Raw genomic sequence first — 13,862 nt, forward strand, 5'->3', positions numbered from 1 at the left:
TGCTTAGGTCAGTATGCCTTTCTTTTGAAGCTGCTCAATCTCTGCCAAGTCAAATCCGCATTCCCTCAACACTCCGACGGAATCCTCCCCTGATCCCGCCGGAGACTGAGGCACCCGCGCGACGGATCGGCTGAACCGAGGTGCGGGTGCCGGGTGAATGGTGCCGTCGATCGTTTGAAAAACGCCGCGCTCCGCCATATGTGGATGCGTTGAAGCCTCCCTCAACTTCAATACTGGCGTCACACAAGCATCCGAGGTCTCAAAGACCGCGGTCCATTCATCTCGTGATTTGGTTTGGAAATGGGCGGCATAGCGCGCGTGCATATCCGGCCAATGTTTGGGGTTCTGTTGATTTTTGGCATCCTCTGGCGGCAGACCCGCAAGCCGCAGGAACTCTGCAAAGAACTGAGGCTCGATGCAGCCGACAGCAACATGTTGCCCGTCCGCACATTCATAGGTGCGATAGAACGGCGCCGACCCATCCAGAAAATTCTGCCCTCGGGTTTCGCCTGCCATGCCCTTGGCAATCAGCATATTGATCAAGCCACCCATCGCGGCCACACCATCCACCATGGCCGCATCAACGACCTGACCTTTGCCAGAACGTGACTTCTCGATCAAAGCGGCCAGAATGCCGAAGACCAGAAACATCGAGCCGCCGCCGTAGTCTGCCACGTAGTTCAGCGCCGAATGTGGCGGTTTCCCGGGCGCTCCGAACATATTGAGCGTCCCGGTGAGCGCGAGATAGTTCATATCATGGCCCGCAGTCTGTGCCGCTGGGCCGTCCTGGCCCCAGCCAGTCATGCGGCCATAGATCAGGTGATCCCCCGTGTCCTCAGGCCCCAGACCCAGTTTCTCCATCACGCCGGGGCGGAAACCTTCGATCAGCACATCGGCGCTTTTCAAAAGCTGAAGGACAACCCGCTTGCCTTCGGCCGTCTTCAGATCAATCGCAAGCGAGCGTTTGCCGCGCCGGTTCACATCGGTGGGGTCCGGCTTGGCGCTTTTGCGGTCAATTGTGATGACATCCGCGCCCATATCCGCCAGCAATTGGCCTGCCAGGGGTGCAGGTCCGATCCCTGTGAACTCGACAACTTTTATGCCCTCAAGCGGTGTGCTCATCGGCCTGCGCCCCGATCATCCAGACCAAGGCCTCGGCCAATGATCTCTTTCATGATTTCAGAGGTGCCTGCATAGATCCGGCTGATCCGCGCATCCGCGTATAGCCGCGAGATCTCGTATTCATCCATGAAGCCCGCGCCGCCATGTAGCTGCAAGCAATCATCCACCACACGCGCTTCGATTTCAGACGTCTTGAGCTTGGCCTCAGCCGCCACTTCAGCGCTCAGCTTGCCTTGCAGATGCAGCTTGGTGCAGTGGTCGGTAAAAACCCAGCCCATATCCAGCTCTGTACGCATCTCGGCCATCTTGAAACGGCTGTTCTGAAACGTGCCGATGGGTTTACCGAAAGCCTTGCGCTCGGTGATATAGTCCATCGTCACCTCAAAGGCGCGCTCGGCGCGGCCCATGAAGGCCGCAGCCCCTGCAAGGCGTTCTTCGGCAAGACCCGACATCATGTATTTGAAACCCTTATAGGGGTCGCCCAGAACATTCGCTTTCGGGATCTTCACATCCTCAAAGAAGAGCTCTGCCGTATCCTGCGCATGCAGGCCCAGTTTCTTGAGCTTACGCCCGCGCTGAAAACCCTCCATGCCGGCTTCGACGATAAAGAGGCCCATGGCGTGCGGATTGTCAGGGTGGGTGCGCGCCGCAACCAGAACCACATCAGAAATCAGGCCATTGGAAATATAGGTCTTAGAGCCATTCAGAACCCAATGATCGCCCTTGTCCTCAGCACGCGTGCGAATACCCGCCATATCTGACCCGGTGCCAGGTTCAGTGATCGCAATCGCAAGGATCTTGTCGCCAGAAACGATCCCCGGCATCAGCCGATCTTTCTGTTCCTTGGTGCCGAATTTCTGGAAATACGGCCCCACGATGCGGTTGTGCAGCGGCAGGAAAAGACCCGAGCTATATTTGGTGATCTCTTCCATCAGAATCTGGTCATAGCGGAAATCATCCACGCCCAGACCGCCATAGGACTCATCTGCATACATGGCGAGGAACCCAGCCTCTCCGGCCGCTTTCCACACCTCTTTGCTAACCTGACCATCGGCCAACCATTGCTCGGCATGAGGAACGATATGCTCCTCACACCATTTCACAACCGAGTTGCGAAAGATCTCGTGCTCTTCTTCGTAAAGGTCGCGTGGGATCATCATGCTTAAGCTGCCTTCTGTTCTGAATCAAACATCTTGGCGATGGCGCCTTCTGGCACCACAAAACGCGCTCCGTATTTTTCTGCCAATTCAGCTGCACGTGCCAGGAAGAGGTCTTTTGTTTTGCCATGAATGAACTGTAGCGCGCCGCCTGTGTGAGGTGGGAACCCGATGGCGAAAATCGAACCGATATTGGCCTCGGTTTCCGTATTCAAGACGCCTTCATCAAGGCATCTTAGGGTCTCGATCACCTGACGATAGATCAGACGATCCACCGCATCTTCAATCGAGACATCGCGGTCCTCGACCACAAACTGGGAAAGCTCGGGCCAGAGGGTTTTCGTGCCATCTGCGTGATAGTCATAGAACCCCGCGCTGTCCTTGCGACCGCGACGGCCCAAGTCGACCATCGCGTGGCCGATATGACGGGTGGCCGCGTTGTCTTTGCCGAAGGCAGAATCCTCACCCAGGCGTTCGTCAAGTTCCTTATGGGTCTCCCACGCCTTGCGTGTGAGTTCCATCGAGACTTCGTCATGCACGGCCAGTGGTCCGACCGGCATGCCCGCTTTCCAGCCCGCGCGTTCAATCGCAACGGGGGACACACCGTCCTGCATCAGCGCCAGACCTTCGTCCAGATAAGTCGCAAACACTCGGCTGGTAAAGAAGCCCCGGCTGTCGTTCACCACGATCGGTATATAGCCAATCTGTGCCACATAGTCGTAAGCCTTGCGCAGGGTTTCCTGGCTGGTTTGCTTGCCACAGATGATCTCGACGATCTTCATCTTGTCGACCGGAGAGAAGAAGTGCAGGCCAATAAAGCGGGTCGGATCCGGGCAGAATTCCGCCAGAACGCTGATCGGCAAGGAGGACGTGTTGGAGCCATAGATCCCGTCATCCGCCAGCATCTCGAAGCTTTCTTTGATGACCTTTGCCTTGAGGTTGATGTCCTCAAAGACCGCCTCAACGATAATATCCGCGCCTTTATAATCCGCGTCCTTGTCGGTCGGCGTGATCAGATCCATCAACCCGTCCTTGCGCTCTTGCGTCATGCGTTTGCGCTTGATGCGTTTATCCGCCAGCGCGTTAGAATAGGCCTTGCCCTTCTCCGCATTCTCGACTGAAACGTCCTTCAGCACGGTCTCAAGCCCCTTATAGGCCTGCGCCCAGGCGATACCCGCACCCATCATGCCCGCGCCCAAAACGGCAGCTTTCTTGAACTTAGTCGGCGCACCCTCTGGGCGGATCTTGCCGGATTTCACGGCCTGCATGCCAAAGAAGAACGTCTTAATCGCAGCCTTCGCCTCGGGTGAACGCAAGAGCGCCACCAGACCACGGCTCTCGGCACGCAAGGCGCTGTCAAAGCCCATGCGCATCGAGTTTACCGCGATGTCGACGATCTTTTCAGGCGCAGGCATCAGGCCGCGGGTTTTGCCATAGAGCATCGTCGGCGCCATCGCCGCCGCCATGCGGACATTCGGCGCAGTCGCGTCGCCGCCCGGGTATTTAAAGCCCTTCTTGTCCCAGGGTTTGGTACCCGCCTTCGGGTTCGCCTTGATCCAGTCTTTGGCCGCCGGGATCAGCTGATCCTGGGTCTCAACAATGGCATCCACCATGCCCGCTGTCAGCGCAGCATCAGGACGCAGTTGCTTGCCCTCGGCCAAGAGGGGCAGCGCGGCTTCAAGGCCGAGCATTGCCACCATACGGCACACGCCACCTGCGCCCGGTAGAACGCCAAGGGTCACTTCGGGCAGGCCAACAACCGCTTTGGGATCCGCCACGACGATGCGGTGATCACAGGCCAAACAGATCTCATACCCTCCGCCCAGCGCTGCGCCATTGATGGCGGCCACGAAAGGCACCGGCAGTTTTTCCATCGCGCGAAACGGCGCTTTGTTGCGTTCGACATAGTCGTACATTTCCTGCGCGGTCTGGGTGGAGTTCAGCATGAAATCCAGATCCCCTCCGGCGAAGAAGGTTTTCTTGGCAGAGGCCAGAACGACCCCCGTCAACCCTTCTTCGGCCTTCAGGCTCTCGATCATTTCTTCCATGGCATCAAGCCAGGCAAAGGTCATCGTATTGGCGGATTTATCCTGCGCGTCAAAGGTGACCGTGACGATGCCGTCCGCATCTTTTTCGTAAGTATATTCAGACATTATCTTTCCTCAGACGCGTTCGATGATGCTGGCGATCCCCATGCCGCCACCCACGCACATACAGATCAAAGCGCGCTTTGCGTTGCGGCGCTCAAGCTCGTCGAGCATCGTAGAGACAAGGCAGGATCCGGTCGCACCCAGAGGGTGCCCCATGGCAATCGCACCGCCCACGACATTGAGTTTCTCGTCAGGAACTTTGAGGTCATTCTGAAGACGCAGGACTACAGAGGCAAAGGCCTCGTTGATCTCGACCAAATCGATGTCCTCTGGGGTCAGACCGGCCTTCGCCAAGGCTTTATTAGCAGCCGGACCCGGACCGGTCAGCATGATGGTCGGCTCAGTGGCTGTCACCGCAACGGACACAATACGCCCCCGTGGGGTCAAGCCCAGATCCTTGCCGACCTGCTCATTGCCCACCAGCACAATCGCCGCGCCATCCACGATGCCAGAGCTGTTGCCCGGAGTATGGACGTGGTTGATCTTTTCCACGTCGGCGTATTTGGCCAGAGCTACGGCGTCATAGCCAAAAGCGCCCATCTGTTCAAAACTGGGACGCAGCCCGCCAAGGATCTGCATATCGGTGTTTGGCTTGATAAAGTCGTCACGCTCCAGAATGACCAAGCCGTTTTCATCCTTCACTGGTACAACAGAGCGATCAAAATACCCGGCTTCTTGCGCGGCAGCCGCCTTCTTTTGGCTGTTCATCGCCAGTTCGTCCACGTCATCGCGGCTGTAGCCGTCCACGGTTGCGATCAGATCCGCACCGATGCCTTGCGGCACGAAATTCGTGGCAAAGACGGTTTCTGGATCCTCGGAAAACGGCCCGCCGTCCGAGCCCATCGGCACGCGGCTCATGCTTTCATAGCCGCCCGCGATGATCAGGTCTTCCCAACCAGACGCCACCCGTGCGGCCGCCGTGTTGAACGTATCCAGCCCGGAGGCACAAAAACGGTTCACCTGCGCGCCAGGCACGCTTTCGTCCCAACCGGCTTTTTGAAGAGCCACTTTTGGCAGAACCGCGCCCTGCTCTTGCACAGGGCTCACGCAGCCCAGCACTATGTCATCGACGCGCGACGTATCCAGATCCAGTCGACTTTGCATTTCGTCCAGCAATGTCGTGACCAAATTGATAGGTTTGACTTCGTTCAAGGATCCATCCGCTTTCCCCTTGGATCGCGGAGTCCGGATGGCCTCATAGATAAATGCAGCGTCTGTCATACCTGCGCCTCGCTTGCTTCTTAACTGATCGCGGGACCTAACCCGCGAATCTAAACATGGTCAAAATGCTACAATACTGTCCATTTTTGGACAAAGTTTATTTTCGAGTTTGCCCAGGTGACGTCCCGTCGCTTTTGTCGGAAAACGGCAGGCCATAATGATTTTTGATGAACTTCGGCAGCCCCATCACATAGCGACCCAGAAAATCGTCGGACTGCGCATAGAGACCCCGCAGCGCATAGGTCAGCCGGATCACACCAGGCGTGTAGCTGCGGGCTTTGCGTTTTTCGATGTCGTTCAAAACCCGCTCTGCTGCCTGCTGCGGCGTGAGGTAGGGCGTCAGACCCAAAAGCGGGCGCGGCATCCATTTTGATAGGGCTGCGACACCGGGGTGCCCGGTCACGCGCTCTCCCATTTCCGAGGCGATAAACCCGAAATAAGCGGCCCCTGCAGTGGCCTCGGTCGCCAGAAGCTCCAGCCGCATGACGCGCATCATCATGTCGACCGCCGCCTTCGACGTGGAATAGGCCGCGCCAAAGGGAAATGGGATAATCCCGGCAATCGATGACACCGCGAACAGATGACCCCCGCTTTGGATAACCGGCGCCAGGCAAGGCTGCAGGGTCCGGTACACCCCAAGCACATTCACATTGATGACGGACTCAAAATCCTTCGGGTCTTGCGCCCAAATCGGATCGATCTTTTCGATCCCAGCGTTCGCGATGGCCACATCCAGCCGCCCGTGGTCTGCCAGAACCTGCGCCACGATCTCGCGCATACGCTCCGCGTCACAGACATCGGCCACAGCCTTGGTCAGAGACATTCCGCTCAGGCTTTCAAGCGCCTCTGCATCCCGTTCCACGGCAATGACATGCGCGCCGCGGCGCATGGCCTCTTCGCTGAGGGCCCGTCCGATCCCGGCCCCCGCGCCGGTGATCAGAACCACTGCGTTCTTAAAATCTATCCGTTTTGCCATTTGTCCTCCATGGACCGTCACACGTGACGTTTTGCAAAGTCCCCGATCTGGCGAATTGTCTGATCCGCTGGTGCAAATTTTCCGTGATAGAAGGTCCAGACATGCGGCAGGTTCTCCTCCTCGTGGAACTCAACCTCTCCGCCTGCATCACGCAGCATGTCCCGCAAGGCATAGCTGTCGCTGGCGAGCAGCTCATCCTTCGCGACGACCAAAAAGCTGGGTGGGGGCGCATCAAAAGTCCCAAACACGGGCGAAAGATCAGAGTTTTTCGGATCGTGATCGCCAACATAAGCATCGCGCCCGCGTGTGATCCACCCGATTGGCAACATGATGTCGCTCGCGATGTTCTCGCTGAAAGACGCCCCTGACATCGACAGATCTCCCCACGGGGATATCGCGACACAAGCCAAGGGTTTCGGAAGCCCAAGCCTCTGCAGGCGCTGCAACAGCGTAAAGACCAATCCACCGCCAGCGCTGTCACCCATCAGGATGATGTCTTCGCCTGCATAGCCTCGTTCCAGCAACCCTTCGTAGGCGTATTGAGCATCATCAATTGCTGCAGGATAGGGGTGCTCTGGCGCGAGGCGATAGTCCACCATCGCGGCGCGCAGTCCAACCTCTCCGGCGATCCGAGCCACCATTGCGCCGTGGCTGATCTCATCGCCAAGCGTAAAGCCTCCGCCATGAAGATAGAGGATCACCTTCTTGGCCGATGCGGCCTGCATGCTGCACCACAGGATGTCGACAGATCCGGAACCGGACACCAAGCGATCCGGCGCGAAACTCATGTCGCGCGATGCCGGGAACATGGTCTTGGCATAAAGCCCCGCCGTCCAGCGCAGCTTTCGTTGATCGCGTAGAAAGGCCATCAGGGGCTTGGTGCCATAGCGCAGATGCGCGTTTACGAACCTGCGCGACAACATCCTAGGCCACCTTGTCTTTCGGTGCCGAGGCCACCAGTTCAGACGGATCCGGCTTTTCCGTGATCCGCAGGAACTCGTCCCAGTCATAGGGGAAGATCGTAGGCTGCCCGGAGGCATCCAGATACCAGCTTTGACAGCCGCCAACCCAGACCGTGTCTTTCACGCCTGCGGAAATGTAATTGGCAAACTCCTCAACCGCTTTTGACGTTGGCTCGATTGCGTCGGTTTCCCCATTACGCCACATATCAATGAGCTGCATCACATAGCCCATCTGGCGTTCCGCAATCCCAATGATCGTGTTGTTGCCAATTGGCGTACCTGGCCCCAGCATCAAGACGAAATTCGGGAAATGTTCCAACAAGACGCCACGGTGCGTGCGATACTGCCCCGCGCCCCAACTGTCTTCGATGCGATGACCGTCTCGGCCGACAAGGTTCATCGGGCGCATATAGTTGAAGTTGTGAAACCCCGTGGAATAGATCAGCACATCCAATTCGTGCAACCTGCCATCCTTAGTGCGGATGCCACCGCTTTCGATCTTTTCAATGCCTTCGGTGATCAGATGCGCATTGGGTTTTTGAATGGCCCCATAGAAGCTCGTATTGATCACAAGCCGTTTGCAGCCCACCTCATAATCGGGCCTTAGCTTGGACCTGAGATCTCTGTCGCGAATACGCAAAAGGTGGCCCTTGCAAAGAATATTCATCACCTGATTGGGCAGCCATTTTCCGACCGTCGCATTGATGAACACATTCTGAACCAGCCACCGATAGGCGGCTTTCCAACCCTGCATCCGCTCGGGCTTGCGCTGCCAGCGCCTGCGCAGCCATTCTGGGAAGCGAATGTTAGGAACAGGCGCCACCCATTGCGGCGTGCGTTGAAAGACCGAGACCTCGTTGCCGCCTTTGATCAACTCCGGGATCACCTGATGCGCGGTGGACCCGGTGCCGATCACGCCAATCCGCTTGCCTGTCAGGTCAACATCATGCCGCCACCGTGCCGTGTGCCAATGCGCTCCCGCAAAGTCGTCCTTGCCGTCAATCTCGGGCCATTTGGGATGGTGCAAAATCCCTGTCGCCGAGATCACAAGATCCACCGCAAACGTGTCGCCCTTGCTGGTTTCGACGTGCCATTTACCGTCATCCCCATAGACACAAGAGGTCACCGCCTCGCCGAAACGCGCATTGTCCGTAACGCCATATTTGCGGCCGACATGTTCCATGTATTCCTGTAGCTCGCCGCCAAACGCGAGGTGATGCGTCCAGACATAGGGCTCGAAGGAATAGCAATAATGCGGGGCAGGAATATCACAGGCGATCCCGGGGTAGGTGTTCTCACGCCATGTTCCCCCGACCTTGTCGGCTTTTTCGATCAACGTGAGATCTGTGATCCCCGCTTCGCGCAGCTTGATATAGACAAGCATGCCCGTCGCACCGGCACCAATGATCAAGACAGAGGGTTGACGCATCGCCTCTTAGCTCCGAAGAAATACATTAATGAACAAAACACTACACTGCTGTAGTATTTGTCAATGGTTTTCCGGACCAAAAGGCGAATGCCCCTACGTCGTTGCGCCTTGGCTTTCGTGACCACGCGCCACCAAACAGAGCCAGTCATGCGCAATCGTCGCCGCAGCAATCGCAGTTATTTCCGCGTGATCATAGGCCGGCGCGACCTCGACCAAATCCATGCCGACCAAATTCAGCCCCTCCAGACCACGCATCAACTCTAGCGCCTGCCATGACGCCAGACCACCCGCGACAGGCGTCCCCGTCCCGGGGGCAAAGGCCGGGTCCAGACAATCGATGTCAAAGGAAATATAGACCGGTCGGTCTCCGGCTCGAGACCTTAGCACGTCAAGCGCAGCATCGACGCCATGTCTGTGGACCCATGGCGCGGTTAATTTCTTAATACCAACATCCGCGTCATTGTGGGTACGTATCCCAACCTGCGTCGAGGAGGCTGCATCCACGATCCCCTCGCTGACCCCACGCGCGAACATCGTGCCGTGGTCGAGGCGCGAGCCGTCGTCCTCCCACGTATCGCAATGCGCGTCGAATTGGATCAATGTCAAAGGACCATGGTGTTTGGCGTGCGCCTTCAGCAACGGGTAGGACACAAAATGGTCGCCCCCAAGGCTTAACAACTTGGTACCCTGCTCCAAAATCTGATCGGCATGCGCCTCGATAGCCTCTGCGATCGAGCCCGGATGATGCGGATCCAAAGCGCAGTCTCCGTAGTCGACGACCGACAGCATATCAAAGGGATCGAACCCAAAGGGAAACGCCTTAAGCTCTGCCAATTGCACAGAGGCCGCGCGAATGGCGCGGGGGCCAAGGCGGCAGCCAGGCCGATAGGTGACCGCGCAATCATAGGGGATGCCCGTGACGGCAACATTCACACCCGACAGGTCTCGAGAATAACGGCGACGCAGGAAGCTGGTCACACCGCCATAGGTCATCTCGTGCCACCGCCCCATATTGCTGTCTGAACGGAATGCGAAATCGCCGTCTTGTTCGCTCATGACCCAGCCCTCGTTTCCTGTTCCAGCAATAGGGATTTCAGCACTCTTACCAAATCCGCAGCCGTGTCTGCGCGGTCATAAGACGCCTCGGCGGCCTCGGCTTCGGCCTGCGAGAACACCTGACCCGCGCGCAGCTTTGCAAGATCTCGCAAATAGGGCTCTCGGAACTCCGGATGGCCCTGCACCGTCAGTGCAAAGCCCGGATAGTACAGAGCCGCATTCTCGCAAAACTCGGAACGCGCCACCCGCTGCGCCCCTTGCGGAATATCTACGACCTGATCCTGGTGAAACGCAGACAAGGTCATGATGGGCTGGTCCGAGGTATCTTCAAGCGGCCCCTCAGATTGGTAGTCATGCAACCCAAGCCCCCAGCCTTTGTCGGATTTCCGAACCTCGCCCCCAAGGCCTGCGCGATAATCTGATGCCCGAAACAGATGCCAAACATCGGCTGTCCTGCTGCACGGCAAGACCGAATGAAATCCTCTAGAGGCGCAATCCACGGATGGTCTTCATAAGCTCCGAACTTTGATCCCGTGATGACCCAAAGATCGTGCTCCCTGGGTGAGGACGGGATCTGCCCATCCAGAACCGCATAGTCCGAGAAATCTGCGTCCAACTCAGCCAGCCAAGCGGCGACCATAGCGGGATAGTTCGAATAACGACCCGCCAATTCTTCAGGGGGCCGCCCCGTTTCCAGAACTCCGATAGACAGGCGCTTTGTCATAGTCACACCCTCATAGCCTCGACAAATAGGCGCTGTATTCCACCGGAGAGATCACCGTGGTCAGCTCAGCGATCTCTTCGCGGCGCACGATGGCATAAAGATCCCGGAACGCCTGCCCAAAGACATCTGCCGCAACCTCAGACTGTGCAAACCGCTCGACAGCCGTCGACCAGTCATGGGTCAGCAGTGGTTGCGGTTTCGCATCTGGGTGGTCAATCTGAAGCTGAAGATCGGGTTGGTGTTCAAGCCCGTAGAGGATGCCACCCAGAATCGCTGCCAAGGCGAGGTAGGGGTTCACATCGGCACCGGAAATCCGATGTTCCAGCCGCGCCGCTTTGCCAGAGGTTTCCGGAAGCCGGATTGCAGCCGCGCGGTGATCAAAGCCCCATTCAGGTGCGGATGGCGCGAAGCTCTTTGGCTGGAAGCGACGGTAAGAATTCAGATGCGGTGCAAAGACCGCCTGCAGGTCGCGCATTGTGGCCAGGGTTCCGGCAATCGCATGACGCATCGGGTCTGACAGGTCACCGGGGGTCTCTGCTGCCAGCACATTTGTGCCCGCCTCATCCACCAAAGACACATGCGCATGCATGCCATTGCCAGGATGCTGCGCATAGGGTTTCGCCATAAAGGTGGCCTCATACCCATGTTTGGACGCCACCATGCGCACCAACCGACGGAACAACAACGCTGTATCCGCAGCGGCTAAGACATCGTCCGTGTGGTGGAAATTGATTTCAAACTGACCGGGCCCGTATTCCGCAATCAATGTGTCGGTCGGCAGGCCTTGCTGCAGAGCGGCCTCTTTGATCTCTTCGAGCATCGCCGAATGACGCCCCAAAACCTCAAGATCGTAGTTCTGAGCTTCAGGCAAACGGTCTGGCGGCTCTGGCGCGTCCGACGCTGCGCCACGCGCTTTCACGATGTAAAATTCCAATTCTGTTGCAACGACAGGCTTCAAACCGCGCGCGGCGAAACGATCTACAACTTTGCGCAGAAGCTCTCTGGTCGACGACTCGCCGATCTCGTCCGAGGCGTCCTTCATTTCCACCAAGACCTGCGCCACATTGCCGTCGGCCCATGGCACGGGCGCCAAAGTGCTCGCAATGGGCGTCAAAATCCCATCCGGATCTCCGACAACGATCCCCTGCCCTGTTGCTTCGACTTCCCAACCAAGGATGCAAGGCGTGTATGTCGAAATCGGCAACCGCGCGGCCCCAGAGGTCAGCTTGCCGATATCCTCGCCGGGCAACCACTTGCCGCGCAAAATCGCGTTGATGTCACACAGCATTAGCTCGACGCGATCAGGCGTGCCGTGTTGGGCGCAGTAGTCCTGCCAGATCTTTTCAAAGTCGCTCACGGGTACCCTCTATGTTTTGCTGTCGAGATCACGCTGCAGGGCGGCGCGTTTGGAAATAAGAGATGCGGAGATCACGCCGGTGGCCACGATGGCGATCAGGATCGTGGACAGCGCATTGATTTCGGGGCTGACACCCAGGCGGATCGACGACCAAATCTTGATCGGGAGTGTCGTGGCGGACGGGCCAGAGGTAAAGCTCGCGATCACCAGATCGTCCAGCGATAGGGTGAAAGCCAACAGCCAGCCAGAGATGACGGCGGGGGCAATCACGGGCAGAGTGACAAGCCGAAAGGCCTCAAACGGCGTACATCCTAGGTCCAGCGCGGCTTCTTCGAGCGATTGATCAAAGCTTGCCAAACGCGCCGAAACCACCACAGAGACAAAGCACATAGAAAACGTCGTGTGCGCCAGAACAATCGTCAAAACACCGCGGTCCAGCCCGAGCGAGATAAACAGCAACAGCAACGAAAGCCCGGTGATGACTTCGGGCATCACGAGCGGCGCATAGATCATTCCAGAAAACAGCGTCCGCCCCGGAAACCGCCCTGCCCTGACCAGAACATAGGCGGCCATAGTACCCAGAACCGTAGCCAATAAAGACGAGAAAATCGCCACGCGTAGGGTCACATAGGCCGCATCCAGAAAGGCCTCGTTGCGGAACAGCTCGCCATACCATTTGGTCGAGAACCCCGCCCAAACGGTGACCAGTTTTGACTCGTTGAAGCTATAGATCACAAGGATCAGCATCGGCAGATAAAGAAACGCGAAACCAATCGTCAGAGAGGTCGCGTTGAACCAGCTAAACCGCCTCATTGCTCTGCCTCCCTCTGTTTCTGTTCATTGCGTTGGAAGAGGACGATTGGGATGATCAGCACCAACAAGAGGATGATCGCAACGGCGGAGGCAACAGGCCAATCGCGGTTGGAGAAAAACTCTTCCCAAAGCACTTTGCCGATCATCAGCGTCTTGGATCCGCCCAATAGCGCGGGGATCACGAATTCTCCGATCACCGGGATGAACACGAGGAAACAGCCCGCAATCACGCCGTTTTTCGATAGTGGCATGGTCACCAGCCAAAAGGCTGAAATGCGCGAGCAGCCGAGGTCTTCGGCGGCCTCAATCAGGCTTTCATCCAGCCGCTCAAGCGTTGCGTAGATCGGCAGGATCATGAAGGGCAGATAGGTATAGACGATGCCAATGTAGACCGCCGTTGAAGTGTTCAAAATCACCAGCGGATCGCCGATGATGCCGATGCCCATCAGGAATTGGTTCAGATAGCCCTCGGTGCTGAGGATACCGACCCAGGCGTAAACGCGGATCAGAAAGCTCGTCCAAAACGGCAGGATCACCAGCATCATCAAAGTCGGCCGCCAGTCCTCGCGCGCTTTGGCCATGCCGTAGGCCATCGGGAAACCGATCAGTAGCGCCAAAAGGGTCGAGATCGCCGCGATCTTGAGACTAGAGAGATAGGCCTTCCAATAGAGGTCATCGGTCGTGAGGAACTCGAAATTCTCAAGATCCAATTCGCTGAGGAAATCCCGAAATGCCTGCCAGCCACCGGAAATGTCCAGCGTCGGCGTGTATGGCGGGATCGCCAGCGCGATGTCTGACAGCGAGATCTTGAGCACGATCCCGAAGGGGATCAGGAACAAGGCCAAAAGCCAGAAGTACGGGATCCCGATCAGGGTGAGGCGACGCAGCTTCATGA

Annotated in this window: 13 protein-coding genes; all 13 read right to left on the minus strand. The window is 57.4% G+C overall.

Going from position 1 to position 13,862, the window contains the following annotated elements; translation table 11 throughout:
* Nucleotides 1–3: 3 nt before the first annotated feature.
* Nucleotides 4–1,122, minus strand: a complete 1,119-nt coding sequence (locus tag WG622_RS14420) for a CaiB/BaiF CoA transferase family protein (RefSeq protein ID WP_339404254.1) — start codon at nucleotides 1,120–1,122, stop codon at nucleotides 4–6.
* Nucleotides 1,119–2,282: an acyl-CoA dehydrogenase family protein gene (locus tag WG622_RS14425; RefSeq protein ID WP_339404255.1), complete on the minus strand. Its 1,164-nt coding sequence runs from the start codon at nucleotides 2,280–2,282 to the stop codon at nucleotides 1,119–1,121. Before WG622_RS14425 ends, WG622_RS14420 begins: the two co-directional genes overlap by 4 nt.
* Nucleotides 2,283–2,284: 2 nt before the next feature.
* Nucleotides 2,285–4,432, minus strand: coding sequence for a 3-hydroxyacyl-CoA dehydrogenase NAD-binding domain-containing protein (locus tag WG622_RS14430; protein ID WP_339404256.1), 2,148 nt, complete (start codon nucleotides 4,430–4,432; stop codon nucleotides 2,285–2,287).
* A 9-nt stretch (nucleotides 4,433–4,441) separates the two neighbouring features.
* Nucleotides 4,442–5,650 (minus strand): acetyl-CoA C-acetyltransferase, encoded by a 1,209-nt coding sequence (locus tag WG622_RS14435; protein ID WP_339404257.1) that lies wholly within the window; start codon nucleotides 5,648–5,650, stop codon nucleotides 4,442–4,444.
* Between the two features lie 97 nt (nucleotides 5,651–5,747).
* A complete protein-coding gene (locus tag WG622_RS14440; protein WP_339404258.1) occupies nucleotides 5,748–6,626 on the minus strand; it encodes an SDR family NAD(P)-dependent oxidoreductase in 879 nt (292 codons plus the stop codon).
* Nucleotides 6,627–6,643: 17 nt separating this feature from the next.
* A complete protein-coding gene (locus tag WG622_RS14445; protein WP_339404259.1) occupies nucleotides 6,644–7,549 on the minus strand; it encodes an alpha/beta hydrolase in 906 nt (301 codons plus the stop codon).
* Nucleotide 7,550: 1 nt separating this feature from the next.
* Complete coding sequence (locus WG622_RS14450) at nucleotides 7,551–9,017, minus strand: flavin-containing monooxygenase (RefSeq protein ID WP_339404260.1); 1,467 nt, start codon at nucleotides 9,015–9,017, stop codon at nucleotides 7,551–7,553.
* 93 nt (nucleotides 9,018–9,110) lie between these two features.
* Nucleotides 9,111–10,073, minus strand: a complete 963-nt coding sequence (gene speB, locus WG622_RS14455; RefSeq protein WP_339404261.1) for an agmatinase — start codon at nucleotides 10,071–10,073, stop codon at nucleotides 9,111–9,113.
* On the minus strand, nucleotides 10,070–10,378 hold the full coding sequence (locus tag WG622_RS14460) for a hypothetical protein (RefSeq protein WP_339404262.1): 309 nt from the start codon (nucleotides 10,376–10,378) through the stop codon (nucleotides 10,070–10,072). Before WG622_RS14460 ends, speB begins: the two co-directional genes overlap by 4 nt.
* Nucleotides 10,375–10,797 (minus strand): glutamine amidotransferase-related protein, encoded by a 423-nt coding sequence (locus WG622_RS14465; protein WP_339404263.1) that lies wholly within the window; start codon nucleotides 10,795–10,797, stop codon nucleotides 10,375–10,377. The genes WG622_RS14460 and WG622_RS14465 overlap by 4 nt, the downstream gene beginning before the upstream one ends.
* Before the next feature lie 10 nt (nucleotides 10,798–10,807).
* On the minus strand, nucleotides 10,808–12,154 hold the full coding sequence (locus WG622_RS14470; RefSeq protein ID WP_339404264.1) for a glutamine synthetase family protein: 1,347 nt from the start codon (nucleotides 12,152–12,154) through the stop codon (nucleotides 10,808–10,810).
* 9 nt (nucleotides 12,155–12,163) lie between these two features.
* Nucleotides 12,164–12,967 (minus strand): ABC transporter permease, encoded by an 804-nt coding sequence (locus WG622_RS14475; protein WP_339404265.1) that lies wholly within the window; start codon nucleotides 12,965–12,967, stop codon nucleotides 12,164–12,166.
* A complete protein-coding gene (locus WG622_RS14480; RefSeq protein WP_339404318.1) occupies nucleotides 12,964–13,854 on the minus strand; it encodes an ABC transporter permease subunit in 891 nt (296 codons plus the stop codon). Before WG622_RS14480 ends, WG622_RS14475 begins: the two co-directional genes overlap by 4 nt.
* Nucleotides 13,855–13,862 lie beyond the last annotated feature (8 nt).

The sequence above is a fragment of the Cognatishimia coralii genome (assembly GCF_037478305.1).
Classification (GTDB): domain Bacteria; phylum Pseudomonadota; class Alphaproteobacteria; order Rhodobacterales; family Rhodobacteraceae; genus Cognatishimia; species Cognatishimia coralii.